General features: G+C 60.0%; 18 protein-coding genes, 1 tRNA gene and 1 pseudogene. 4 read left to right on the top strand and 16 right to left on the bottom strand.

Annotated elements, in window-relative coordinates; genetic code table 11:
• Positions 1-68 precede the first annotated feature (68 nt).
• Together NW844_RS05600 and aroB are read right to left on the bottom strand one after the other, a co-directional pair.
• Positions 69-1,076, bottom strand: a complete 1,008-nt coding sequence (locus NW844_RS05600) for an aspartate-semialdehyde dehydrogenase (RefSeq protein ID WP_414334194.1) — start codon at positions 1,074-1,076, stop codon at positions 69-71.
• Positions 1,077-1,111: 35 nt separating this feature from the next.
• Complete coding sequence (aroB, locus tag NW844_RS05595; RefSeq protein WP_414334192.1) at positions 1,112-2,236, bottom strand: 3-dehydroquinate synthase; 1,125 nt, start codon at positions 2,234-2,236, stop codon at positions 1,112-1,114.
• A 202-nt stretch (positions 2,237-2,438) separates the two neighbouring features.
• On the opposite strand from aroB, the gene NW844_RS05590 reads away from it, so the two are divergent.
• The 3 genes from NW844_RS05590 to dnaN all read left to right on the top strand — a co-directional run bounded on the left by NW844_RS05590 (position 2,439) and on the right by dnaN (position 7,178).
• Entirely contained in the window at positions 2,439-2,669 is a 231-nt protein-coding gene (locus tag NW844_RS05590; protein ID WP_414334190.1) for a DUF4327 family protein, read from the top strand.
• Positions 2,670-2,819: 150 nt separating this feature from the next.
• Positions 2,820-5,102 carry a RelA/SpoT family protein gene (locus tag NW844_RS05585; protein WP_414334189.1) on the top strand — a complete coding sequence of 761 codons (2,283 nt, stop codon included), beginning with the start codon at positions 2,820-2,822 and terminating at the stop codon, positions 5,100-5,102.
• A 717-nt stretch (positions 5,103-5,819) separates the two neighbouring features.
• The gene (gene dnaN / locus NW844_RS05580) at positions 5,820-7,178 is read left to right on the top strand and encodes a DNA polymerase III subunit beta (protein WP_414334187.1); all 1,359 of its coding nucleotides are present in this window, start codon (positions 5,820-5,822) and stop codon (positions 7,176-7,178) included.
• Between the two features lie 67 nt (positions 7,179-7,245).
• Here the strand turns inward: dnaN and NW844_RS05575 are convergent, their stop codons facing one another.
• The 5 genes and pseudogenes from NW844_RS05575 to rpsB all read right to left on the bottom strand — a co-directional run bounded on the left by NW844_RS05575 (position 7,246) and on the right by rpsB (position 13,025).
• Positions 7,246-8,448 carry an AAA family ATPase gene (locus NW844_RS05575; RefSeq protein WP_414334185.1) on the bottom strand — a complete coding sequence of 401 codons (1,203 nt, stop codon included), beginning with the start codon at positions 8,446-8,448 and terminating at the stop codon, positions 7,246-7,248.
• 217 nt (positions 8,449-8,665) lie between these two features.
• Positions 8,666-9,667 carry a tRNA epoxyqueuosine(34) reductase QueG gene (queG, locus tag NW844_RS05570; RefSeq protein ID WP_414334183.1) on the bottom strand — a complete coding sequence of 334 codons (1,002 nt, stop codon included), beginning with the start codon at positions 9,665-9,667 and terminating at the stop codon, positions 8,666-8,668.
• An 8-nt stretch (positions 9,668-9,675) separates the two neighbouring features.
• Positions 9,676-11,091 carry an amidohydrolase gene (locus tag NW844_RS05565; RefSeq protein WP_414334181.1) on the bottom strand — a complete coding sequence of 472 codons (1,416 nt, stop codon included), beginning with the start codon at positions 11,089-11,091 and terminating at the stop codon, positions 9,676-9,678.
• 327 nt (positions 11,092-11,418) lie between these two features.
• Positions 11,419-12,075: pseudogene (gene tsf / locus NW844_RS05560) on the bottom strand (translation elongation factor Ts); the annotation flags it as partial.
• A gap of 158 nt (positions 12,076-12,233) precedes the next feature.
• On the bottom strand, positions 12,234-13,025 hold the full coding sequence (gene rpsB, locus NW844_RS05555; protein WP_414334179.1) for a 30S ribosomal protein S2: 792 nt from the start codon (positions 13,023-13,025) through the stop codon (positions 12,234-12,236).
• A 299-nt stretch (positions 13,026-13,324) separates the two neighbouring features.
• Here rpsB and NW844_RS05550 point away from each other — a divergent pair.
• Positions 13,325-13,398, top strand: a tRNA-Pro gene (locus NW844_RS05550).
• A gap of 31 nt (positions 13,399-13,429) precedes the next feature.
• On the opposite strand, the gene NW844_RS05545 is transcribed toward NW844_RS05550, so the two are convergent.
• The 9 genes from NW844_RS05545 to NW844_RS05505 all read right to left on the bottom strand — a co-directional run bounded on the left by NW844_RS05545 (position 13,430) and on the right by NW844_RS05505 (position 24,249).
• Positions 13,430-14,629 (bottom strand): aldo/keto reductase, encoded by a 1,200-nt coding sequence (locus NW844_RS05545; RefSeq protein WP_414334178.1) that lies wholly within the window; start codon positions 14,627-14,629, stop codon positions 13,430-13,432.
• A gap of 150 nt (positions 14,630-14,779) precedes the next feature.
• Positions 14,780-15,859 carry a ribosome small subunit-dependent GTPase A gene (gene rsgA / locus NW844_RS05540; RefSeq protein WP_414334177.1) on the bottom strand — a complete coding sequence of 360 codons (1,080 nt, stop codon included), beginning with the start codon at positions 15,857-15,859 and terminating at the stop codon, positions 14,780-14,782.
• Entirely contained in the window at positions 15,856-16,119 is a 264-nt protein-coding gene (locus tag NW844_RS05535) for a sulfurtransferase TusA family protein (protein ID WP_414334176.1), read from the bottom strand. Before NW844_RS05535 ends, rsgA begins: the two co-directional genes overlap by 4 nt.
• Complete coding sequence (dnaJ, locus tag NW844_RS05530) at positions 16,116-17,300, bottom strand: molecular chaperone DnaJ (RefSeq protein ID WP_414334175.1); 1,185 nt, start codon at positions 17,298-17,300, stop codon at positions 16,116-16,118. Before dnaJ ends, NW844_RS05535 begins: the two co-directional genes overlap by 4 nt.
• Positions 17,301-17,426: 126 nt before the next feature.
• Complete coding sequence (dnaK, locus tag NW844_RS05525; protein WP_414334173.1) at positions 17,427-19,235, bottom strand: molecular chaperone DnaK; 1,809 nt, start codon at positions 19,233-19,235, stop codon at positions 17,427-17,429.
• Between the two features lie 178 nt (positions 19,236-19,413).
• A complete protein-coding gene (grpE, locus tag NW844_RS05520) occupies positions 19,414-20,142 on the bottom strand; it encodes a nucleotide exchange factor GrpE (RefSeq protein ID WP_414334171.1) in 729 nt (242 codons plus the stop codon).
• 151 nt (positions 20,143-20,293) lie between these two features.
• A complete protein-coding gene (locus tag NW844_RS05515; RefSeq protein ID WP_414334170.1) occupies positions 20,294-21,955 on the bottom strand; it encodes a bifunctional metallophosphatase/5'-nucleotidase in 1,662 nt (553 codons plus the stop codon).
• A 63-nt stretch (positions 21,956-22,018) separates the two neighbouring features.
• The gene (locus NW844_RS05510; protein ID WP_414334169.1) at positions 22,019-23,239 is read right to left on the bottom strand and encodes a DUF445 domain-containing protein; all 1,221 of its coding nucleotides are present in this window, start codon (positions 23,237-23,239) and stop codon (positions 22,019-22,021) included.
• A gap of 65 nt (positions 23,240-23,304) precedes the next feature.
• Positions 23,305-24,249, bottom strand: coding sequence for a hypothetical protein (locus tag NW844_RS05505; protein WP_414334167.1), 945 nt, complete (start codon positions 24,247-24,249; stop codon positions 23,305-23,307).
• Positions 24,250-24,532 lie beyond the last annotated feature (283 nt).

Raw genomic sequence — 24,532 nt, 5'->3', positions numbered from 1 at the left:
GTCACGTTGAACAGCACGCAGGCGGCTCCTGTTCAGGCCGGGCCTGTTACTTGGACAGTGGTGGTGAACTAGTCCTTCAAAAGCAGCTCGGCAATTTGAATGGCGTTGAGGGCTGCTCCTTTGCGGATCTGATCCCCGCACAGCCACAGCTCTAGGGCTTTGGGCTCGGAGATGTCCTGGCGGAGGCGGCCCACGGCCACTTCGTCTTTGCCGGCTACATCAATGGGCATGGGGAAGCGGTTGCGTTCCCAATCTTCGATGAGCACCACCCCCGGAGCCTGGGCCAGAATTTGTCGGGCCTTTTCCACCGGGAAGGGCTGCTCGAACTCCAGGTTGAGGGCCTCGGCATGGGTGCGCAGCACCGGTACCCGCACGCAGGTAGCCGTCAGCCGTAGGTGGGGGGATCCCATAATTTTGCGGGATTCGTTGACCATCTTCATCTCTTCCTGGCAGTAGCCGTTTTCTTGCAGGGGGCTGTTGTGGAGGAAGAGGTTGAAGGCAATGGGATAGGGGAACACCTGCGGCTGCAACGGTTGGCCTTGCAGGTAGGCGCGGGTTTGCTCCTCTAGCTCCACCATGGCGCGGGCCCCGGCCCCGCTAGCGGACTGGTAGGTGGCAGCCACCACGCGGCGCAGCGGGATGTGGCGATGCAGCGGGTAGATGGCCACGCACATTAGGATGGTGGTGCAGTTGGGGTTGGCGAGGATCCCCTGGTGGCGAAAGGCTTCCTGGGGGTTGACCTCCGGCACCACCAGCGGGACATCGGGATCCAGGCGGAAGGCGCTGGAGTTGTCGATTAGCACTGCCCCTGCCTCGACGATGGCCTTGGCCCAAGTTTTGGAAACACTTGCCCCGGCAGAGGCCAACACCAGATCCAGACCCCGAAAGGACGCTTCTGCAACCGGCTCCACCGGGATCCGTTCTCCCTTGAAGGTCAAGTGGGTGCCCGCCGAGCGGGGCGAGGCCAACAGCTTCAGCTCTGCCACCGGAAAGCGGCGCTCTTCCAGCAGCTTTAGCAGCTCCATTCCTACGGCTCCTGTGGCCCCCAAGATGGCTACCCGTTGTTGCCGTCCCATGCTTTCTTGTCCTCAGGTCTTCCTAATTCTAGGGTTCAAGAGGTTCCTGTCATTGCGGCCAGAGCGGCCTGCACATCCGCCAGCTCAACTTGATCGGTCAGCTCCGCTTGGCCAATCCGGCGGGGCAGAACGAAGCGGATCCGCCCTTGCTTGACTTTTTTGTCTGCCTGCAGCGCCTGCAGCACCGCCTCCCAAGGGATCCCGGCGGGCCAGTGGCTGGGCAGCCCTGCCCTTTCGATAAGGCGTCGCTGCCGCTCGGCCTCAGTCGCGCTCCACCACCCCAGGCGACGGGCGATCTCCCCCGCAGCCACCATGCCGATGGCAACCGCCTCCCCGTGCAGGTAGCGGCGGTAGCCGGTAACGGCTTCCAGGGCATGGCCGAGGGTGTGGCCGTAGTTGAGGATGGCCCGCAGGCCCCCCTCTCGTTCGTCCTGTTGTACCACCCAGGCTTTGCACTCGGCACAGCGGCGCAGCAGATAGTGCAGGTCGGCGGGAGCAAAGTCGGCATAGCGGCTCAGCTTGGGCCGGTCTTGCAAAAACTCAAACAGGTCGGCAGCCTGGATGACGCCGTATTTGATCACTTCCGCCAGGGCAGAGGTAAATTCCCGCCGGGGCAAGGTCTGCAACACCGTTGGATCGATCCACACCAGGCGCGGCTGGTAGAAGGCCCCAATTAGGTTTTTCCCGCCGGGATGGTTGACGCCAGTCTTGCCGCCAATGGCCGCATCCACCATGGCCAAAAGCGAGGTGGGCACCTGCACCCAAGGGATCCCGCGCAGCCAGGTGGCGGCAGCAAACCCCACCATATCCCCGATTACCCCGCCTCCCAGGGCCACGAGGGTGGAAGAGCGCTCCAGGCCAAAGCTCAAGGCAGCATCGTAGATCTTGGCCACCGAGCGCAGGGTCTTGTAGCGCTCGCCGGCGGGCAACAGAAAAAGATGAGCGGCAAACCCGGCTTGCTGCAACCCTTGCACCAACTTTTCGGCAAAATGCTTGGCAATACCCGGATGGCTCACCACCAGCACCTTGCCGGCTAGCCCCAAAGCTCGCATCTGGGATCCCAACTGGCTGAGGCTGTGGCCGCCGGAACCTGCGGGGGACTGGATGAGAATGTCGTAGGAGCCGTGGGGAAGCTTGACAGGGATCAGACAGGGATCCATAGGTGCTGCTGTTGGAAGGGTTGGGATCCAGTGTGGCATGGTCTTTCAGGCAGGTGCGGGTTATCCCTACAGTTATCTGCACTACAAAGTTGTATCTCTTGCTACGAAACGAGACCCAGTTCTATGATGGAGATGGCCAGGCAAGTCCAGATTCCTTCTGGCCCTCCGGTGCATCCCATTCATCCCACCTGTAGGTTAAGCCATGCCCACTTTACAAGCCACCCACTATGCGGTTGAGGCTATTCAGGAGGAAGCTCGTCGCCTCATCCGGGAGGGGGTTCTGCGCCGCTCTGAAGCCATTTCCCACCTGCAGCCTTTTTTCCCACAGCGGGAGTGGCAGGCAATTGCCCAGGAGTTGGAGCTGCAAGACTACTGCCCCTCGGATCCCCTCTGCGATTTAATCGGCGATTGCGAGGAATGGGGCGAAGACTAATCTCGCTCTGCTGAGGATATCCAGCAGGCAGCGTCGGCGGCTCGCCGGCGCTTCGCTTTTTATCCGGTATTTTTTCTCTCTCCAATCTGTTGGCGGTCGAGCTGGATGAACTATAGTCAGTAATTAAACATCCTGTTTCTCCGGGTTCACATGGGTCAGACTGCTGTCCTTGCCACCTCAGATAGAGGTCTTGACCTAAACAGCCTCGACTTTGAGGTGCCGGGATGGCTGCGCGCTTTGCTTTCCGGTGCTGAGGATCCCGGCGATGGGCTGCGGCCCTACACGGCTGAAGAAGCCGATCTGCTGCGCCGTGCCTTTGAGTTTTCCTATTGTTTGCATCAGGGCCAAAAACGCAAATCAGGGGATCCCTACATTGCCCATCCAGTAGCCGTGGCTACGCTCCTGCGAGAGCTGGGGGGAGATGCGGTGACGGTGGCAGCGGGCCTTTTGCACGATGTTGTCGAAGATACAGAGGTCACCCTAGAGGCGCTGGAAGCCGAATTCGGCTCAGAAGTTCGCCTACTGGTAGAGGGAGTTACCAAACTTTCTAAGTTCAATTTCTCCAGCAAAACCGAGCAGCAGGCCGAAAATTTCCGCCGCATGTTTGTGGCCATGGCCAAAGACATTCGAGTCATCGTGGTCAAGCTGGCGGATCGCTTACACAACATGCGCACGCTGCAGTACCTCTCCCCCAGCAAGCAACGGCAAATTGCGGCCGAAACGATGGAAATTTTTGCCCCTCTGGCCAACCGACTGGGGATCTGGCATTTCAAGTGGGAGCTGGAGGATCTGGCTTTTAAGTATTTGGATTACGAAGCCTACCGAAAGATCCAGGAATTGGTCAACGCCAAGCGCGCCGAGCGAGAGGCGGAGATCCAAGCTTTTATCGAAGAGCTGCGTCAAAACCTCATCCAAGCGGGGCTGGAACATTTTGAGATCAGCGGGCGGCCCAAACATCTGTACAGCATCTACCGCAAGATGCAGCAGCAGCGCAAAGAATTTCACGAGATTTACGATCTCTCGGCAGTGCGGGTAATCGTGCAGACCAACAGCGAGTGCTATCGGGTGCTGGCGGTCGTTCACAACTGCTTCCGCCCTATCCCTGGGCGCTTCAAAGACTACATTGGCTTGCCCAAGGCCAATCGCTACCAATCTTTGCATACGGCGGTGATCGGCCCGCAGGGAAGACCGGTGGAGGTGCAGATCCGCACCGAAGAGATGCACCGCGTGGCCGAGTACGGGATCGCCGCCCACTGGAAGTACAAGGAGGCTGGCAGCACCACCGTTAGGCCGGACGAGGAGCGCTTTACCTGGCTGCGGCAGCTACTGGAGTGGCAAAACGACCTCAAAGACGACAAAGAGTATCTGGAGACCATTCGCGAGAACTTGTTTGAGAGCGAGGTTTACGTTTTCACGCCCAAAGGGGATTTGCTGGCTTTGCCGCAGGGATCCTGTCCGGTGGACTTCGCCTATCGCATCCACTCCGAAGTTGGGGATCACTGTGCGGGGGCGCGGGTCAACAACAAGATCGTGCCTTTGGATACCCGCCTGCGCAATGGGGATATTGTGCAGATCATCACGCACAAAAATGCCCATCCCAGCTTGGACTGGATCAATTTCGTTGCCACCAGCTCGGCCCGCAATCGCATTCGCCAATGGTTTAAGCGCTCGAATCGCGAGCAAAACATCGCCCGGGGTCGGCATTTGCTGGAGCGGGAGCTGGGCAAAACGGGCTTTGATGCCCTGCTCAAATCCGAGCGGATGCAAAAGGTGGCCGAGAAGCTCAACTACGCCAGCGTAGAGGATTTGTTGGCGGCTCTCGGCTATGGCGAGACAACCCCCACGCTGGTGCTCCATCGGCTACAGGAGGTCAGCAAACCGGCAGTCTCTCCCCCCACAGAGGCAGGAGCGATCGAGGGATCCAAGCTGTTGTTGCCGCGGCCTGGGGCGGCTTCTGGCTCCCGCAAATCCCAGTCCCCCATTTTGGGGGTGGAGGGCCTGAAACACCAGTTGGCCAAGTGTTGTAACCCGCTGCCCGGGGATCCGATCTTGGGCGTGGTCACCCGCTTCAAAGGCATTAGCATCCATCATCGGGACTGCCCGCGGGTGGCCCAGGTTTCGGGAGAACGCTTGGTGCCGGTGCGCTGGAATGAAGAGCAACTGCAGCAAAATGCTCAGATTTACCCGGTAGAACTGCATCTGGAAGTCATCGACCGCGTCGGGGTGTTGCGGGATATCCTGTCCCGCCTGTCGGATCAGAGCATCAATGTTCGCAACGCCAAGGTACAAACTTTTGCCAACCGCACTGCCCTGATCGATCTCTGTATCGATGTGCGCGACAAAAAGCAACTGACCCAAATTCAGAATCAACTGCGCCAGCTTTCTGACGTGCTCGTGCTGCGCTCCCGCCATTACCAGAATGGATCCCGTTGACCTACACCTGACCCTCCGCTGCTACGGGTTCTTGACGCCATCCCCTCGCAACTGGATCCCCTGCTCTGGGTCAGGTGTTGTCCCGTCCCGATCCCTACCGCCTTTAGTCTTGGCTGTCCTGCCAAGAGTACCTGCAAGCTCACCGGCAGCCAAGCAGAGCCGATCAAGCCAAAAGACAAGATCCAGGCTCTCTTCGCCAGCCTGTGGAAAAGCTGTGGAAATCCAGCGAAGCCTGCCCAAGCTCCGGTGGAGTCCCCAGCCATATTTAGGGGGAGGACTCACTACGTTAGGGGATCTCACGCTGATCGTGTGTTAAGTTTTATGAATTTGTCAGGAAATAGCAACATTTGCATCCCTTCAGCCTGTGGAAAACCTGTGGAAAAACCCCAAAAACCTGTGGAAAACCTGTGGAAAAACCCCCCAAGTTATTAACAGGTATAAATACCCTGTGGAAAAACGGCCAAGTTATCCACAGTTTTTCCACAGGTGGGGAATAAGCTCAAAGGCTGATGGCGCAAGGGGTTGGCGATCACTTTCCACAGTTTCCACAGCCCCTACTACTACTAGATCAAAAAATTAAATTAGATAGGGATCGTGGTTTCTAGCTTGATCCCGCGCGCGCGAGAAAATTTTTTTTGCAAAACTCGTCTTGGCAAGGCAGGATCCGATCGGGGCAGTCGGTGTAGGATGTGCCTGTGCAGCCCTCAAGTGCTCCCCATGGTGCAAGCTCAACGTCCTGTGGATCGAGAACTGGAAACCGAGTCGTTCGCGCTGGCCCGGCGCAGCGGCAAGGCTGGCGGCCCCTATGGTGGGGAGAGCCGCTTTGATGAGGCTGCCGACCTGTCCCAACATGGCTTCAGCTTTACCTGTGAGCAAGCCGATCTCAGCCACCACCTCGCTTCCGTTGGACGAGCGGTTGCCAGCCGCCCTGCCCTGCCGGTTTTGGCCAATGTCTTGGTGGAGGCGAGCGGGGAAACTCAACGGGTTGCCCTGACCGCCTTTGACTTGAACTTGTGTATTCGCAGCGAGTTCGAGGCGCAGGTGAAGGGATCCGGTCGCATCACTCTGCCTGCCAAGTTGCTCGGCGATATCGTCAGCCGTCTGCCCAGCGGCCCGATGAGTCTTAGGGTGAGCAACCAAGCCCAGGAGGGTGCCCCTGTGATTCTCACGTCGGCAGCCGGCCAGTACCAAGTGCGGGGCATGTCGGCTGAAGAATACCCCACCTTGCCGGAGATACCGCTTCGTGCCGCCGCTGCGGATGGCGATCTGGCGGGGCAGGAAGGCGCAGCAGCTCAGGCCCTGGAGCTGCCCATCGAGAGCCTGTTGCAAGGGATCGGCCAAACCCTCTTTGCGGCCTCTGGGGATGAGACCAAGCAGGTGCTTACGGGGGTTCATGTCAAGCTCTTGGCGGGGGATCCCCCTTGCTTAGAGTTTGCGGCCACCGACGGGCATCGTCTGGCCATGGTGCAGGTGGAGGCAGACGGGATCCCGGTGGTGGCCAACCTGGGGTTGGATTTCACCATCCCTGCTCGTACTTTGCGAGAGTTGGAGCGCATCCTCGCCGCACAGACTGCGACATCGACGGTGGAATTGCGGTTTGACCGATCCCAGGTGCAATTTGTTCTGCCCCCTGGCGCCCAGTGCCAACAGCGGATCACCAGCCGCCTGTTGGAAGGCCAATATCCCGACTACAATCGCCTGATCCCGCGGCAGTTTGAGCGGCATGTGACCCTGGAGCGTCGGCCTTTGATCGAGTCCTTGGAGCGGGTGGGGGTGCTGGCTGCCCAGCGGAACGACATCATCAAGTTCAGCCTTTCTGAGGCAACCCAAACCCTACGCATCAGCACCGAGGCGCCCGATGTGGGCAGTGGCGAGGAATCTCTGCCGGTACAGATGTCCGGCCCTGACCTGGAGCTGGCTTTTAATGTGCGCTACCTGCTGGACGCCCTTAAGGTGTTTCAGACCCAGCAGGTGAGCCTGGAGCTGAACGGCGCCACCCAGCCGGCCATCTGGAAGCCGATTGGAGCGACGCGCCTCTGCTATTTGGTCATGCCGGTTCAACTGCGGGCTACCTAGCCCACCCAAGCCCGACCCAAGTCGAAGATTGGCCCCAGCGGCTAAACCAGGTAGATGCCGACACAGCTCAAACAAAGCGGTGGGTAAACTCTTGGATCAAGTCCACCCGCCCTTTGCGCAAAACGGCCGGATCCAGGCGCTCGGTCGTGTTGCAGGTCATCAACACCACCAGCCTCTGCCTGCAGTCGAGATAATCGGGATCGAGCACGCTTTGGTGAAGGGTGCCATCCAGCAGGCTGAGGATGCGTTCGGTTTTGGTGCTCTGCTGGGCCACCTCGCTGGCTCGGTCTTGGGCGAGGTTATCGGCTTCGTTGATGATCAAGCAGACCCGCTCCAGGTAGGGGGGCGCGATGAACTCCTGTACGGCTTCGTGATCCAAGATAAACACCACATAGCCCAGGGGCACCAGCAGCTCGTGGGCCACCGCTTGCGTCCAGGCCGTTTTACCCGTACCTGGGATCCCGTGCACCAAGACCGCCAATCGCTCCTGCTGTAGAATCTGCTGTTGAACTTGATCGGTAAAGGCCTGAATTTCAGCGGGAAAAGAACTGATTGGATAGGGGCTGTAGACTTGCCCGATCCGGCTTTGGTAGCCGCTCACCATCACCGCCAGATTGTAAGTAACCTTGCGAATTAAGGGCCTGAGATCCACGCCCAGCAGGGTGTAGCGGCGACGGTTGTGATAGGCGGTCTGAACTTGCAGCCAAATCTGGTGCTCTGGCCAGAAGGCATAGGTGGTGCCCGGGCTGCTGATTTCCTCCCAACTGCTGAAACGCTCGACCGGATAGTAGAAGTAGCGCTCCATATAGAATTGCACGATCTGCGCCGGTCGCCCCAGATGCGCCAAAACTCTGAGAACGGTCATTTCCTGCAGGCGCCTTAGAACGTAATCGATGGGAATTTGATCGCGGCTCACCTGCTGCCGAATCGGCGTCTCCGTGGAGAGCTGATCTTGAAATACTGTATAGTCGGGGCCGGGCAGAGGTGGGGTGATGCTATTCCAAAACTCTTCGATCTCGTAACGGGTATTCTCTGAAAATAAGTTGAGAAAGTTGGCCAGCGGGCTGTACTCTCTACGTCCTACCGCATTGGCAACATCGCTGCACACATCCAAAAATTTCTCGGCCAACGCCCAGGGATCCTGCATCGCCAGTTGCCAGAAATACTCGGCATCGAAATGGCGGTACAGGGGCTTCCACCCAGATTGCAGTAGGTTGTAGCTGTTGGCCTGCCGGTAGCCGGGGTAGTAGTCTTCGTAATCGTTATCCATACAGGGTTAGGGTCTGAGAAGAGGGGAAACCAATAGGAGGTGCTAGGGCGTGGACGCCTGACGCTCTTCAGCCCAGCACTGGGATCCCAAGAAAGAGGGTAAGACGTGTATGCCGGCTTGCGTCCCCGGCCCGGAGACAACAGCCCCACCGTTTTCCGGTGCCGGCTCAGGCCCAAGGGTAGGGATCCCCAGATCCTGTTGGAAAAGGATATCCAAATTAGGTAGAGAGGGCTTCCAAATCGTTGCTGCAGGCTGCAGAGGTGGGATGGGCTCGGAGAGCAGCTTGGGCGTTGCGGCGCAGCCGGTGGGCCTTGAGGCGGCGCAGGGCAGAGGCGGGGAAGCGGCGGTCGAACTCCTCGTCGCCGAGCCGCGCCAGTTCTTGGAGATCGGGGGCAACGTTCCAAGGGTAAGGCTGAAAATCCGGGATCCGGCTGGGGCGGGCAAAGCGCTGGTTCCAAGGGCAGACCTCTTGGCAGATGTCGCAGCCGGCCACCCAATTGTGCAGGTTCTGGGCAATTTCGGCAGGGATCCGCTCAGCATGGCTCTCTAAGGTGTGGTAGGCAATGCAGCGGCGGGAATCCACCACCCCTGGGCTGACGATGGCCTGGGTGGGGCAGGCTTCCAGGCAGCGGCTGCAGGTGCCGCAGTGGGCAGTATGGGGACGGTCGGGAAGCAGGGGGAGAGTTGTCAAGATCACCCCCAGGAAAACCCAGGAGCCGTACTCGCGGGTGAGCAAGAGGCCGTTTTTGCCGATCCAGCCCAAGCCCGCCCGCATGGCCCAGGGCTTTTCCGCCACCGGGCCGGTATCCACATAGAATCGGCCTCGATAATCCGGGAACTGAGTTTGCATCCAGAGGTGGAGCTGCTTCAGCCGCCGCCCCAGCACGCGGTGGTAGTCCCGCCCCCAGGCATAGCGGGATATCTTGCCTTTGGCTGGATCCCGACTGTGGCAGATGGGGGTGTAGTAGTTGAGGGCCACACAGACCAGAGATTGCACCCCCGGCAGCACCCGCTCTGGATCCATTCGCCGGGGATCGGCCATCCAGGCCATGTCGGCGGCCATGCCCGCCGCCAGCCAGGCCCGCAAGCCCGCCAAGTCAGGGGGATCCGCCGCACTGGCGATGCCGACCTTGTCAAAGCCCAGCGCCAGCGCCTGCTGCTTCACCTGCTCGGTAGCTCTGGCCCAGTCGGCTGTTGCTCCCACGGTCGGCCCCGGCAACTCTAGGGCTATTCTGGCAGACCCATCACCTGGCGGTAGCGGGCCTCCAGTTGTGCTGCCTGCTGCGAGCGACGGAAGGGATCCCAGTGGCTGTGCTCGAACAGCTCCTGCCGCAACTGGGCCACGTCCACCGTCGTTACCTCGCCGTTGGCCACCACCCGTTTCCCTCTAACCCAGACGCTGTGCACCGCCTGGGTGGGCCGGCCCAGCACCAGCAGCCCGATGGGATCGGTACGGGGCAACAGCGACAGTTGGGTGAGATCGTAAAGCACCAGATCCGCCTGCTTGCCCACCTCCAGGGATCCCAGCTTCTCTCCCAGCCCTAGGCCAATGGCCCCACCGCGGGAGGCCATCTCGACGCTCTCCCGGGGCGAGATCCAGTGGCGGTAGTCGGGATCCGTGATGTTGTGCAGGATGGTGCCGATTTTAATGGCCTCCAAGAGATCCTGGGAGTCATTGCTGGCGGATCCATCGCAGCCAAAGGCCACATTCACCCCCGCCCGCCGGTACTTGAGGATGGGGGCGATGCCGCTGCCCAGGCGCAGGTTGCTCAAGGGGTTGTGGACAACCGTAGAGCCGGTGCGGGCCAAGATCTCGATATCGGCATCGGTAAGCCAGACGCAGTGGGCCAGCGAGGTTCTCCGGTCTAGGTAGCCCAAGCGCTCCAGGTGCTCGACTGCGCTGCAGCCGTACTTTTCCTGGGCCAACCTCTGCTGGGCGCGGGTTTCCAGCAGGTGGGCATGGCGGGGGAGGTCATACTTCTGGCTCAACTCCGCGCAGCCCTCAAACAGCTTGTCAGAACAGAGTTGGATGCCGGTGGGGGCCACCATCAGGGTGATGCCCTCTTCCGGGCGGTGGTACTTCTCAACCGCCTCTTCCACCAGGGCCAGCACCTCTGAGGTGCTCAGGGGATAGGCTGCCGCCCCGCCAGCGAAGGATGAACCGCCGGGCAGGCAGGTGGAGAGGGCCTGATCCTGAAGCAGGGGACCGATGAAGGCGCGGATCCCGACTTCTCGGTAGGCCCGCACCGCCGCCTCGAGGGTGGCCAGCTCCTGGCCGGGGATGAGGATGAGATGATCCACTACCGTCGTGCCGCCGCTGAGCAGGGTCTCTACTGCCGTCGCCAGGGCGCTGAGATAGATCTTTTCCGGATCCGGCGGCGCGTACTCGTGCAGTTGTGCCAGCCACAGCTCCAGCGGGTAGGGCGGGATGATCCCTCTTTGCCACAGCTCGGAAGAGTGGGTGTGGGCATTGACAAAGCCCGGCAGCAAGAGTTGGTTGCCGGCCTCCAGTTCTAGGCTGTCTGTGCCCGTTGCGGGTAGCCCTTTATCGATAGCAGCAATCCGTTCCCCCTCGATGCGCACATCTGTGGTTTCGTAGCCTGTGCCGGTGGGGATCAACGCATTGCGTAGGATACAGCTCATGCCCAAGATCCAAAATGACCGCCTGTCACCCTAGCGTGTTGTAGTTGGCCGTGCCAAGGCAAAAAATAGGGAAACTCCATCCAGAAAGCCTCAACCTGCTCAGCCGGCTTGCCATGGTGGGAGAAGCAGAGTGGCACTGCTGCCGCCCACTGGGGTGAATTCAGGGATCCATCGGCAATAGAGCTATTTTTTCTTCTTGCTGGAGCCTTTTTTGGCTGGCTTGCTCTCGGCAGCCGGTTCAGGAACAACCACCTCAGCAGTAGGCTCGGCAGCAGCTTGGTCAGCGACAGGTTCTGCCCCTTGCGCTGGCTCTGCCGGCTTGAGACCGGCCTGAGCAGCCACTTCAGCGGCAAAATCCGCTTCCTGTTTCTCGATCCCTTCTCCCAAGACAAAGCGCACGAAGCGCCGCACCCGGATGTTTTCCCCTAGCTTGGCAATGTGCTGCTTCACCAGTTCCTCTACGGTAATCGAGGAATCTTTAATAAAGGGCTGATCCAGCAGAGACAACTCCTTCAGGCGCTTCTCGATGCGGCCCTGCACGATCTTCTCGCGTATGTTCTCCGGCTTGTTGGCCAGATCCTCTTTGCCCATTTCGATGGCTTTTTCCCGCTCCACCACCTCGGCAGGGATCTGGTCAACGCTGACGTACTCTACGTTTTGGCAGGCGGCAATTTGCTTGGCGATGTCTTGCACCAGTTTCTTAAAATCTTCGTTGCGGGCCACAAAATCCGTCTCGCAGTTCACCTCCACGAGCACACCAATCCGATTGCCGAAGTGGATGTAGCTATCGACTACTCCCTCTGCCGCGACGCGACCGGCCTTTTTGGCTGCCCCCGCCAACCCTTTCTGTCGCAGCCAGGTGATGGCTTTGTCCATGTCGCCCCCCGACTCTTCCAGGGCTTTTTTGCAGTCCATCATGCCTGCGCCCGTCTTTTCGCGCAGCTCTTTGACCAGCTTGGCGTCAACTTTGGCATCAATACTCATGAGGGTTCCTCGAATGAAAGAACGAGAAGGACGTGGCCGAATGGGAGTGAGAACGAGTAAGCTTGGGCAAAATTGTAAGCCTAGATTCAAGAATACGAGCTTCTGGAGAGAAGACGGGCAGGGAAACGCCCAGAGCGCATGGGATCCCTGCCCCTGCTCTAGTCTTCGTCAGTTTCTCCTTCTTCGTCCTCTGCATCCTCCAGAGTGTCGTCGTCCAGATCCATAGCCCCTTCGTACTCGTACTCATCCTCTTCGACAGTGTCGAGCTGCCCATGCCGCCCTTCGTAGATGGCGTCGGCCAGCTTGCCTACAATCAGCTTAATCGCTCGAATGGCATCGTCGTTAGAGGGGATAAAGATGTCGCTGAGGTCGGGGTCACAGTTGGTGTCCAGCAGAGAGATGATGGGAATGTTAAGCTTGATACACTCCTGAATGGCGTTGGCTTCTCGCCGCTGATCGACAATGATCACCGCATCGGGGAGCTTGCGCATGGTTTTAATGCCGCCCAAGTACTTTTCCAGCCTGGCCAACTCTCGCCGCAGACGGCTGGCCTCTTGTTTGGGCAGGCGATCCAAAAGACCACTGCTTTCCATCTCCTCAATTTCTTTGAGGCGGTCAATGCGGGTTTTGATGGTGGCCCAGTTGGTGAGCATACCCCCCAGCCAGCGCTGGTTGACGTAGTAGCTGCCACAGCGACGAGCTTCTTGAGCGACGATCCCAGCAGCTTGCCGTTTGGTGCCGACGAACAGGAAGCGCCAACCCCTGTCGGCAGCATCCCGCACATACTCGTAGGCTTCGTTCAGATAACGGGCCGTCTGCACCAAATCGATAATGTGGATGCCGTTCCGTTCGGTAAAGATGTAGGGCCGCATCTTCGGGTTCCAACGGCTGGCCTTGTGCCCAAAGTGAACCCCCGCCTCCAACAGTTGAGGCAAACTGACTACGCTCATGAGTTTTTCATCTCCTACGGGTTAGCCTCCGCCCGAACGGATCCCAGCTACGGCCTTCCTGACGGTTCCTGCACATTCACTCCCAGAGCGCTCTGCCCCAATTGGCGAGGAACTCCGGTGCTGTTGCAGCAAACCGCAAAAAGGCTGTAAGGACACCCGGTGGTTCAGGCGTGTGTTTTTTAGCAGCCTAACCAAGCTAGCATGGTTTCCGCAGGATCCCACAGCTTGGGGTTAACTCTGGCCGCGATCCAATGCTAGACTAACTAGGCGCTTCCTGAACTTCCACCTGTTCAGTGCGTCGGGGCGTAGCGCAGCTTGGTAGCGCACCACTTTGGGGTAGTGGGGGTCGTGGGTTCAAATCCCGCCGCTCCGATCAGCTGTTGTCGTTCCAGCGGCCCAGACAGTCAGGATCCCTGGACACGTTGGCTCTGAGATAGCCGCTTCACCTCGGCTCCAGAGAGCAGGCGATGGGCTTCTTGCAACAAGGCCGGGATCCGGTCGCGGTGGGGGCTGTGGATGAGACAGGGCCGTAGGGCTTCCGCATCCACTTGGTCTGCCCGTTGGCCGGGGAGCCAACTGCCGGCATTGCCCAACAGGTTGTAACGGCTTTTGGCATAGTCCACCAAGTCATAGGCCAAGGCCAAATTGCGCAACAGCAGAATAAATGGGATATTCACCTGTCCAGGGGTTTGGTCGTAGCGAGGCAGGCCCTGGTGCCAAGTTTTGGCGTAGTGTTCTCCCACCTGCTCGATCAAAGCTTGCTCTAGGCGGGCCAGGATCGGTGGCAACAGCTCATCAGCCCGATCCAACAGCTCCACCGCCCGCAGGTGCTCATCAAAATCGCTGGGTCGAGCTGCTCCAATGCTGAGGGTGTGAACCTGGGGATGGGACAGGCAGAACAGGTCGTTGAAGACCATTGGGCTGAGAGGTTGGCACAACTGCACCAGCTTGGCGGGCGGATCGTAAAGCTTGCCCCCTTTGTCTGAGGGGCTGATGATGAATACCCCCATGTCTTGCCGGGCGGCAGCCTCAATGGCTGGCCAGTTGGTCTGGTTGACAAAATACCAGTGCAGGTTGACGTAATCAAAGCCCCCCGACTGGATGGCTTCCACGATCAACTCCGTCGGCCCATGGGTGGAGAAGCCGACGAAACGCACCCGCCCCTGTCGCACCAGACGCTGACACACCTCCAGGCACCCTCCTGGACGCAGGCTGTGCTCCAAATCTTCCCAGGTGTTCAATCCGTGGATGGCCAGCAGATCCACATGGTCGAGGTTCAGGTAGCTCATCGATTGTTCGAACTTGGCCAGGAACTGCTTCGGATCGGCGCTGGGGCCAATTTTTGTTTGCACGATCAGATCTTGCCGGGGGAAAAGCGGCAAAATGCGGCCCAACTGCATCTCAGAGGTGCCGTAGCCGCGGGCAGTTTCGATGTGGTTGATGCCCACTTCCAGGGCCCGGCGGATCGTCGCTTCCAGGTTCTGCTGGCTTGCTGCTGGGATCCCTGACCAAGGAGTGTCTTGCCAACTGTGCTGATAACGCATGCCGCCACAGCTCAGTACAGGCATAGACAGCTCGGTACGCCCAAATCTGCGATACTGCATGATTTTTCCCTTCGACTGGCCCCATTTTAGTAACCTTCAACGACCGGGCAGGACGGGCGCCGGAACTGGTGGAAGACCCGCCAACTCTCTCAGGCGAAGAGGTGCTACCTTCGCCCTCTAGGGGAGGGAAGAGCGACGGAACGAACCGTTTCATTGCCATTTGAAACGACTGTAGTTCAAATCAAAGGCACGCCATCCATCAACGGCCTGCTCCTGCTGGCGAGATGGGCCTTTCGCGCAATTCTGGCCAAACTGGGCCTCTTGCAAAAGCTGCAAGTAGAAAGTCCGTCGTTCCCAATCCAGATCTCGGAGCCCGCAGCCCGGCTCTCGATCGTGCAGGCAATCGCGAAACTGACAGGTGCCCAAGCGATCCCTGACTTCTGGAAAGCACCGTATCAGTTGCAAAGGATGAACCGGCGGGATCCCTTCGCCGGCATTGAATCCGGGCGAATCGGCGATCCAACCGCCTTCTGGCAAGGGAAACAGCTCCACATGGCGGGTGGTGTGCCGACCCTGACGCAAGCGCCTGGAGACGGCCTGAGTAGCCAGCCGAACGTCTGGCAACAGCCGATTGAGCAGACTGGATTTGCCCACTCCGGAAGGGCCTACTACCACCGAGATCTGATCTCGACAACACCGTTGCAACTGGGGGATCCCAGCTTGGGTGTGGGCGCTCACCAGCAAAGGCTCATATCCCCACCTCTGCAGGCGATCCACCCAAGTTGCCGCCACCCCCGGATCCACGCGGTCGCATTTGTTCAACACCACTTGAACCCGCAGTTGGCTGGCCTCAGCCTGCACCAGCAGACGGCTGAGGGCGTTGGGCTCGGGATCCGGCTCGGCCAGGGCCACCACCACCAGAACTTGGGTCACATTGGCAATAGCCGGTCGAGGGAGTTGAGTGCGCCGCGGCCAGATCGCCTCGATCACCCCTCGCTCCGGCCAGAGAGAGTCGGCAGCCGGCGGCAAGCCCACCTCTACCCAGTCTCCCACCATCACCGATTGCCCCATTTTTTTGAGCTTGGCCCGAGCTGTGCAGAGGAGCTCCGCCGGCATGGGCTTTTGGGCCGGGAACTGAGCTGGGATCTCCGGAAAAAGGGCGGCCAAGGCCGGATCGATGCGCACACGGTAAAAGTTGGCCTGCGCCGCTCGCACCCAGCCGGTATAGGTGGATCCCTGCTCCCCCTCTTGGGCAGCCTGTCCCGATCCCTTCCGGCTCAGGTGGCTCATGTCAAGTCCCCGCGGCGCACCCAGAGGATGTGATGCCCCTCAGGCGTAGCTTGTTGCCCCTCGATCCGATGCCCGGCCATCGCCAGGCTGTTGGGCACCTGCTCCAGGGGTTCTCCTGCATCCAGCCACAGCTCCAACAGCTCTCCAGGGGCCATGCGTTCCAGCCGCAGCTTCGCCCGTACGTAGTTGAGGGGGCAAGGGATCCCGCGCTGGTCAAGGACGAGCTTGACCTCTTGCAATGAAACAGCCTCTGGCGTCATTCTTCCTCACGCTCCCGGTTGCCGGGCATCTGGGCCAGCCCGCGCAACAACCCGCCCAAGAAACCATCCCGCTTGTTGATGCGTTCTCCGTGCAGCTCAGCCAAGCGCAGCAGCAATTCCCGCTCTTCTGAGCTGATGCGGGTGGGAATTTCCACCACCAGGGTGATTTTGTGGTCGCCCCGCGACATTGGGTTGCCGATGCGAGGCACCCCCTTACCTTCCAGGGTCAGCACCGTGCCCGGCTGGGATCCGGCGGGAATGGTCAGCTCCACCTCTTCCTCCAAGCCGGCCTTTGAGTCCACGGTGGGCACCGAGACTTTGGCCCCCAAAATGGCCTGCAGATAGCTCACCCGCACCTCCGAGAGGATGGTCAGGCCATCGCGCTGAAAGTCCGGATCCGGCTCCACAAACAGGTAGACGTAGAGATCTCCGGGCGGGCCACCGCGCCGACCGGCATCGCCTTCTCCGGAAACCCGCAAGCGGGTGCCACTGTCCACGCCGGCGGGGATGTTGATGCGCAGTTTCTTCGTGGTTTGGGCCAGGCCCTCGCCATTGCAGTTGTAGCAGGGCTCCTCCAACACCTGACCACTGCCACCACAGGTGGGACAAACCGAGACTTGGGTAAAGTTGCCAAACGGGGTGCGGGTGGCCCGCCGCACCTGACCAGCGCCACCACAGGTGGGACAGATTTTGACCTCCGTGCCGGGCTTGGCGCCACTGCCCCCGCAGACATTGCAGACTTCTAGGTGGCTGATGCGAATTTGCTTTTCGCCCCCGAAGATGGCCTCAAGAAACTCCAATTTCAGGTCAAAGCGCAGATCATCCCCCCGTACCGGCCCATTGCGGCTGCGGCCATAGCCGGCTCCCACCCCCGCAAAGTTGGTGAAAAAGCTCTCGAAAATATCGGCAAAGCCACCCATCCCCGCAAAATCCTGGAATCCGCTCGCTGCCGCGGCGGCCCCTCCCAAGCCCGCCTCTCCAAAGCGGTCGTAGCGGGCTTTCAGCTCGCTGTCGGAGAGCACCTCATAGGCACGGTTGATCTCCTTGAAGCGCTCCTCCGCACCTGGCTCTTTGTTGACATCCGGGTGGTACTTGCGAGCCAATCGTCGATAGGCGCGCTTGATCTCCTCTTTGGAGCTGTCGCGGCTAACCCCCAAGATTTCGTAGTAGTCACGAGCCATAGAAGCGCTTCAGAAAAAATTAAAGATGCAAAGATCAAACATGCTTGAGACACAACTTGTCGGGCAACACAACCAAAGCAAGCCTACAAGCCACCGAGGCCAAAGAAGAGCTGTCTCCGAGAATCCCTAGCGAGCTCCGTAGATCTCGCCACCCATCTCCAGAAGAACAGCCCGCAGCTCTTCCATTGCGTTCCGTAAAGTTGCTAAGTCTACGTTATCATTTGCCAGCAATGCCCTCAATCTGCCCGCCACCTGAGCCCCCCGCTGGATTCGAGCTTCGCTGAGGCGATTGCCGTGCTCCTGCAGGGTTTTGTCGTAGTTGTAGAGCAGGCTGTCCGACTGGTTACGGGCTTCCACCAACTGCCGCCGGCGTTGATCTTCTTCGGCATAGGCTTCCGCTTCTCGGCGCATCCGCTCGATCTCGCTGCTGCTCAAGCCGCCGTTGTTGGTGATCTTGACGCTTTGCTCGATTCCCGTCCCCTTTTCACGAGCTGAGACTTTCAAGATCCCGTTGGCATCGATGTCAAACGAGACTTCGATCTGGGGCACCCCACGGGGAGCCGGCGGGATCCCGGTCAGTTGAAAGCGGCCCAAGGTCTTGTTGTCTTTGGCCATGGCCCGCTCCCCCTGCAGGACGTGAATCTCCACCACGCTCTGGCCATCGGTGGCGGTGGAGAAAATTTGGGTTTTGCTGGTGGGGACGGTGGTGTTGCGCTCGATGATGCGGGTGAAGACGCCCCCCAGCGTTTCCACCCCAATCGAGAGGGGGATCACATCCAGCAGCAGCAGATCTTTCACCTCTCCTCCCATCACCCCTGCCTGGATGGCGGCGCCAAGGGCCACTGCCTCGTCCGGGTTGACGGAGCGATCCGGGTTTTTTTTGAAGATCTGCCGAATCTTCTCCTGAACGGCGGGAATGCGAGTAGAGCCACCCACCAGGAGCACACGGTCGATATCCTCAGGGGAGAGGCCGGCATCCCGCAGCGCCTGTTCTGTAGGCTCGACAGTAGCTTCCACCAGATCCCGCACCAACTCCTCGAACTTGGCGCGGGTCAGCTCCACTTCCAGGTGTTTGGGCCCGGAGTCGTCGGCGGTGATAAAGGGCAGGTTGATGAGCGTAACCTGGGTGCTGGACAGCTCAATTTTGGCCTTCTCGGCCGCCTCCCGCATCCGCTGCAAGGCCATACGATCCCGCGAGAGGTCGATCCCTTCCGTCTCCAAAAACTGGCGGGTGAGCCAATCGACAATTCTTTGGTCGAAGTCATCCCCCCCCAGGTGGTTGTTGCCGGCGGTGGCTTGCACCTCGAACACGCCGCTGCCCAGTTGCAGCACCGAGACGTCGAAGGTGCCACCGCCCAAGTCGAAAACCAAGATGCGCAGATCTTGATCTTGTTTGTCCAGCCCGTAGGCCAGGGCGGCTGCCGTCGGCTCGTTAATGATGCGCAGCACCTCCAGCCCGGCAATGGTGCCGGCATCTTTGGTGGCCTGCCGTTGGGCATCGGTAAAGTAGGCAGGAACGGTGATCACGGCCTGGGTCACCGGCTCCCCCAGATAGGCTTCCGCATCGGCCTTCAGCTTCTGCAGGATCATGGCCGAGATCTCCTGGGGAGTGTAGGCGCGGTCTTGCACCGCCACTTCCACCATGTTGTCTCGGCCAGGGATCACTTTGTAGGGAACCCGCTTCCGCTCTTCTTCGGTCTCGGCAAAGGTGCGGCCAATGAAGCGTTTGATGCTGAAGATGGTGTTTTCCGCGTTGGTAACCGCCTGGCGCTTGGCCAGTTGGCCCACCAAGCGGGCGTTGTTTTTGGCAAAGCCGACGATGCTGGGGGTGGTACGCCCTCCCTCGGCGTTGGTGATCACAACGGGCTGGCCGCCTTCCAAAACCGCCACACAACTGTTGGTGGTTCCCAGGTCAATCCCGATGACTTTACCCATAGCCCCCTCTTCCGGTGCCCCAAGTTTTAACCCAAGGACGCAGTTCCACGGATCTTAAAAGCATTCTGCCCAGGATCCCGCAGAAACCTTCAGGCAGTGCTTCTGCATCCGTAGCTTTACTGTAGCCTTTCTGAAGACAGATAGGCTCTACTTGTCAAGGTTCAAGCGAGCAGTTTTGCTAAGAGTTTGCAGCACTTTGGGAAGAGGCAGAGGTATCTTCGGGGCCGGCCCCCTCGCTTTGGGGAGAGGGTGCAGGGTTTGGGCTGCCTGCCGAGACGGCTACCATGGCATGACGGATCACCAAATCCCCCAGCTTATAACCTGGCTGATATTCGACGGCTACCACATCTTCGGGATAGTCGGTGCTGGGTTGACGGGCGATGGCTTCATGTAGGTTGGGGTCGAAGGGATGGCCCACCGACTTCATGCGGGAGACCCCCATCTTTTTGAGAGATTCCACCAGCAGGCGGTAGACGCTCTGGTAGCTGTTGTGCAACTCCCGCTCGCGGTCGGTTTCCAGTTTCAACTGGTGCTGGGCCCGCTCGAAGCTGTCCACAACAGGCAAGATCTCCAGCACAAATTTCTGCCGTTCTTTTTGGCTGAACTCTTCTTTTTCCCGCTGGGTACGCCGCCGGTAGTTTTCAAAATCGGCGTAGAGGCGCAGGTAGGCGTCTTCTTTTTCTTTGAGCTGCTGGCGGACGACTTCCAATTCGTGCTGGAGCTGCTTCAGGGCTTCACCGGGATCTGGAGATGGCTCGGTGCCGGCTTCTGCGGAGGAGGCACCGGCTTCTGCTTCGCTGTCTTCCAAAATCAGCTTCTCCAGTTCTGCCTCCACGTCGATCTCTTCTTCCTGCAGCTCAGGATAGGTATCTTCTGGGGCCATCGGTTGCTTCTCTTCAGCAGTCATGGGTTATGTCGACAAGCGTGAGCAATAAGCAGTAACGTCGGGTGCCCACAGTTTGGCAGTCTCAAAACCATCGCCGCCATTAGCCAAACTGGGCTCTGTGCTGATCGTATTCTACCGACTCCTCTACCAGCCAGTTAAGGTTCCTGTTGTTCTAGCCTACCAGCAAGCTGTCCTGAGGCTGGCCCAAACACTGGGGAAAGTAGATCTCGGCCAAGTTGGGAATGAGGTGCCAGTTGTGGCTGTAGATGGGCTGGATGGGGGAATGGGTGTGAATGTGGCGGGCGAGAAAGTCGCGGATACTGTCGGCGGAGATCCAGAGGGTTTGGGCTTCTTGGAACATGCTGTAGCCCCCCCCACCGCCGGCGCGGTAGTGGTTGATGGCCAGGCGAAAGGTCTGATCCGGCTGCACCGGTTGGCCGCGAAATTGTAAGGTCACCAAGCGCTCGCCTACGGGGCGGGTGAGATCGAAGCAGTAGTCGATGCCGTGGTAAAGGTCGAAGGTGTAGCCTCGTGCTTCGGGGGCCACGACGGCAGCAGGATCGGGGGGAAGATGATCGGGATCCAATTGGCGAAAATACCCAGCCGTCTGCTCAAGAGCGCGTCGCAAGATGTCGCCGGTGATCTCCAAGATGCAGAGGGTGTTGTCGTAAACGGTGAGGCTGTAGGCGTCTTGCAAAAAGATGGGGCCCGCTGCCAGGCCGGCACTGCTGCAGATGTTGACCAGGGAGAGCTCCGCCGAGAGGCTGGCCTCCCGTACCGCCTGCAATTGGGCCTGATGCAGGAGCTCTGCTAGGGGATTGGCCCCCAACCGGGCTGCCAGCCCACCGCGGTAGGCACAACGGGCCTGCCCAATGGGCTGACGGATGTAGCGCAAGGTGGCCTGATGATAGGGCTCTGTCAGGGCCAGGAGTTCGGGATCGGGATGGATCCCTTCTGCAGCCAGCAACTGGGCGGTTTTCCCGACAACTTGCCAGCGTCCGCCGTGGCGCTCCAGCTCCAAAGACACGTGGGAAAGGTGGCTGCCCCAGTAGCCGGGCTGCACCACCAGGGCCTTGGCCCCCCCCAGGCCGGCGATGGTCTGATGGGTATGGCCGGAGAGGATGACGTCAATGCCCTCCAGCTCTGCCAGGGCCAGCAGCTCGTTTTCCCCCCTCAGGCTTTTGTTGCTGGTCCAGCCGGAGCGATCCGGGTTGTGCCAGTGCTCTGGGGTGCGCAAAGGGGGCAATTGGCTGGGGCCGCTGTGCAGAATCAGCACCAACACGTCCACCTGGGGCCGCAGCAGCGACAGGTAGTGCTGGGCAGTTTCCAGCAGGGGGGCAAAGCGCAGCCCCGCGATGTAGTCGGGCCGCTCCCAGGTGTCGATGCGGGGGGTGGTCAGCCCCAGCAGGCCGACACGGATCCCGGCCACTTCTCGGATTAGATAAGGCCGAAACAGGGGATCCCCATTTTGGCGGAGGATGTTAGCGCACAGGGTGGGACAGCGGAGATCGCTCACAAAATCCTGCAGGACCTGGGGCCCAAAGTTAAAGTCGTGGTTGCCCGGCGTGAAGGCGTCGTAGCCGAGGGCGTTGAGGGTATGGGCCATGGGGTGAGGGGAGACCCGCTCCACCTGAGCATAGTAGGTGCCCAAGGGGGATCCTTGAATGGTGTCGCCGCTGTCGATGAGCAACACCGGATCCGCGCTGGCTGCTCGCACGCGCTTGATCAGAGTGGCCAGCTTGGCCAGGCCGTGCTCTGCGGGGCTCCCGGTAAAGTAGTTCCAGGGATGCAGGTTGGCGTGGAGATCGGAAGTGTGGAGAATTGTTAACCGCATTCTAATATCATAACCGAAGCGAAAACTCCCATCCAAGCTCCCGTTTTCTGGGGAAGGGGGCTGTCACCTCAGCAAAAACAGCACCTGCACACAGCCCACCAAAAAACCCAGCAGCCCCCCCAAGTTGACGATGGCCTGCAGTTCTTGGCGCACAATTTGTTGGATGGCCTGCTCCAGGTCGGCGGGGGAGGTGGCGTTCACTTTGTCGGCAATCACCTGATCCAAGTTCAACACCGGGATCACCTGCATCATCAGGGATTCCAGATCCCGCTCCAGGTAGCGCTCCAGGATCAAAGCCAGGTCGGCGCTGATCTGATCGATGGAGGTGATCAACGCCTTGGAGTTGCGCAGGCGACCCAACACCAGGCTGGCCACTTTTTCCCAATCGATGCTCTCCCCCAGCCCCTTGATAACCTCTGGCCCTTGGCTGCGCAGGTAATCTTGGATCCCATCGCGGAGGGCACGACGCAACTGACGTACGGCGGAAACCGGCAGGTTTTGCAGGGAGAGGTTCTGCAGGATCTCGGTCAGGCGGCGGGGGGCGTTGATGTCTTTGAGCAGATCTTCCAAGATGGCTTCTGCCCCTTCCGGCTCCTCCAGGCAATAGGTGCGCAGGCGCAGTAGGGCGTTTTTGAGGCCAAACAAGTTGGCCACCACCCAGTAGGAGCCGGTGGCCCGCTCGCGAAATTCTTCATCCAGAGATTCGATGTTGCGATCGGTGAGAAAGTCCACTAGGTTCTGCCGCAACACCTTGGGAGGCAGCGCCTGCTTCAGGATCCACTCCGAGAGCTGCCGGGCTTGCTCAGCGTTGAGGCGCAGCTCCAGCAGCACCTGGTCGAACAGTTGGTTAATCGGCCCCTCCAAAAAGGTCTCCTGGCGGGCAAGCACCTTCACCAGGCGGGGCAACGACTCGTTAAACAGATCGGCCAAGATGCGCGCCAGCACCTGCGCCGTTTGCTGCTGTTGCTCGGGGTTTTGCAGCCGATCCAGCGCCACCCCCAGCAGCCAGCGGATCCCTGCCTGCATGCGCTCGGTTTGCAGCAGCTTGCGGGCCAAGTTGTGCAGCTCCTCTGGCGTGAGCAGGGATCCCATGATGGTCTTGGCAATCTGCTTGGCCAGGCGGGGCTGGTTCTGCGGGATCAAGCCGGGGGTGAAGGGGATGCGCCAGCCGAAAACCCGGTAGGGGCGATAGGGCCGGAAGAGCATCTTGATGGCGATGTCGTTGGTGAAATAGCCGATCACCAGCCCAGCTAAGGGGGGCACGAAGTAGGTCCAAAGGGCCATGGAGCAAACTTGGGGGGGGATCTTCTCTACTCTACCGACCCGCCCCTGCTGGCTTCTTGTCAAGGCTATTGGATGATCAGGCTCTCGCTCAGTTCCAGCTCCACCAGCGTATTGGGCTGCAGCGTCACCACCCGGTCGATGTTGGTACTCCCTGCAGCAGCACCCGCCAGGCCGCCGGCCAAGATGGGCAAAAAGCCCCATCCCCCCGTGAGCACTCCCAAGGCCAATCCGCCCGCCGCCCCATAGCCCGCCCCACGGGCGACGGTAGTGCCCACGTCGGCGTTGCGATCCAATCCGACCGGGAGGGGTGCAGACTGGCCTCTAATGAGATAGGTGGAAGAGCCGATGGTGAGGCGGTTGGCCACAAAGCGGCTGCCGACGACCCGCTCTTGGGGATCGGCGCTCTCCGACTCCCGACCAGAAAACTTGAGTTCTCGGTAGATCGGCTCAAGAGTGCCCCACACCACGCTCCCCGCCGGGATCACCACCTGGCCAAAGCGATCCAGCACCGGCTCCGAAACTTCTAGGTTGCCGTTAATGGCCTGGTAGGGCTGGAAGGTGATGGGGCGGTAGACCGTGAGGAGAATACGGGTGCCGGCGGGCAGCTCGCCCCGCGCGGCCCCGGCCAGATTCCCCCCTGGACTGAGGTCGGGCCGCCGTTGGTAGGAGTAGGCCTCACCTGGCGGAGCCTGTCCACCTGGGGCCGCTTGAACGGGCACCACCGGGATTGGGGCCGGGCTCGGATCCCCCGGTGGTGGGATGGGATCCCCGGTGAGCGGCATTTGCGGCACCTGAGGCACCGGCGGCAGGGCTTGCGGAGCCGTGGAGCCGGGCGGGTTGCTGAGCAGAGGCAGGGTGGGGACGGGATTCGGCTGAGGAGCTTGAGGAGTGAACTCGAACTGCTGGGCAACAACTGCAGCCGCCGCCGCAGCCCACAACATCCCACTCACCAGCCACCCAAAGCCAACCCTTTGCCACGACGGCAAAAACGGCTGCAACGCTGAGCTCATGGATCCCGTCCAGTCACAACTGGCAGTAGCTTAACATCCTGACCAGCTCGTGCCCACTAGATTTAGTAGAGGTTAAGGGGGCGGCGGCCCTTAAAACACTATTGAGACCTGTTGAAGGCCTGGACTGGGTTTTCCCTAGGGGCTAGGGGAAGGAGAGGGGGAAGGCTCCCCGCCAGCCTGTGGACTCGGCGTGGGTGTGGGTTCTGGAGTAGGGGTAGGTGTTGGAGTCAGCGTGGGCGTGGGCGTGGGTTCTGGAGTAGGGGTAGGTGTGGGTGTCGGGGTT

The sequence above is a fragment of the Synechococcus sp. H55.2 genome (genome assembly GCF_047462495.1).
GTDB lineage: Bacteria > Cyanobacteriota > Cyanobacteriia > Thermostichales > Thermostichaceae > Thermostichus.
The sequence above is the reverse complement of the archived record's forward strand: the minus strand, read 5'-3'. Positions and strand labels throughout refer to the sequence as shown.

What these genes read in the sequence shown, in the direction of transcription:
- grpE (WP_414334171.1), bottom strand. Translation starts at nt 20,142, where the DNA reads ATGACTGCTGAAGAGAAGCAACCGATGGCCCCAGAAGATACCTATCCT.
- NW844_RS05590 (WP_414334190.1), top strand. Translation starts at nt 2,439, where the DNA reads ATGCCCACTTTACAAGCCACCCACTATGCGGTTGAGGCTATTCAGGAG.
- NW844_RS05535 (WP_414334176.1), bottom strand. Translation starts at nt 16,119, where the DNA reads ATGACGCCAGAGGCTGTTTCATTGCAAGAGGTCAAGCTCGTCCTTGAC.
- NW844_RS05565 (WP_414334181.1), bottom strand. Translation starts at nt 11,091, where the DNA reads ATGAGCTGTATCCTACGCAATGCGTTGATCCCCACCGGCACAGGCTAC.
- dnaN (WP_414334187.1), top strand. Translation starts at nt 5,820, where the DNA reads ATGGTGCAAGCTCAACGTCCTGTGGATCGAGAACTGGAAACCGAGTCG.
- aroB (WP_414334192.1), bottom strand. Translation starts at nt 2,236, where the DNA reads ATGGATCCCTGTCTGATCCCTGTCAAGCTTCCCCACGGCTCCTACGAC.
- NW844_RS05545 (WP_414334178.1), bottom strand. Translation starts at nt 14,629, where the DNA reads ATGCAGTATCGCAGATTTGGGCGTACCGAGCTGTCTATGCCTGTACTG.
- dnaK (WP_414334173.1), bottom strand. Translation starts at nt 19,235, where the DNA reads ATGGGTAAAGTCATCGGGATTGACCTGGGAACCACCAACAGTTGTGTG.
- NW844_RS05585 (WP_414334189.1), top strand. Translation starts at nt 2,820, where the DNA reads ATGGGTCAGACTGCTGTCCTTGCCACCTCAGATAGAGGTCTTGACCTA.
- NW844_RS05600 (WP_414334194.1), bottom strand. Translation starts at nt 1,076, where the DNA reads ATGGGACGGCAACAACGGGTAGCCATCTTGGGGGCCACAGGAGCCGTA.
- NW844_RS05510 (WP_414334169.1), bottom strand. Translation starts at nt 23,239, where the DNA reads ATGGCCCTTTGGACCTACTTCGTGCCCCCCTTAGCTGGGCTGGTGATC.
- dnaJ (WP_414334175.1), bottom strand. Translation starts at nt 17,300, where the DNA reads ATGGCTCGTGACTACTACGAAATCTTGGGGGTTAGCCGCGACAGCTCC.
- NW844_RS05515 (WP_414334170.1), bottom strand. Translation starts at nt 21,955, where the DNA reads ATGCGGTTAACAATTCTCCACACTTCCGATCTCCACGCCAACCTGCAT.
- NW844_RS05505 (WP_414334167.1), bottom strand. Translation starts at nt 24,249, where the DNA reads ATGAGCTCAGCGTTGCAGCCGTTTTTGCCGTCGTGGCAAAGGGTTGGC.
- NW844_RS05575 (WP_414334185.1), bottom strand. Translation starts at nt 8,448, where the DNA reads ATGGATAACGATTACGAAGACTACTACCCCGGCTACCGGCAGGCCAAC.
- rsgA (WP_414334177.1), bottom strand. Translation starts at nt 15,859, where the DNA reads ATGAGCCACCTGAGCCGGAAGGGATCGGGACAGGCTGCCCAAGAGGGG.
- rpsB (WP_414334179.1), bottom strand. Translation starts at nt 13,025, where the DNA reads ATGAGCGTAGTCAGTTTGCCTCAACTGTTGGAGGCGGGGGTTCACTTT.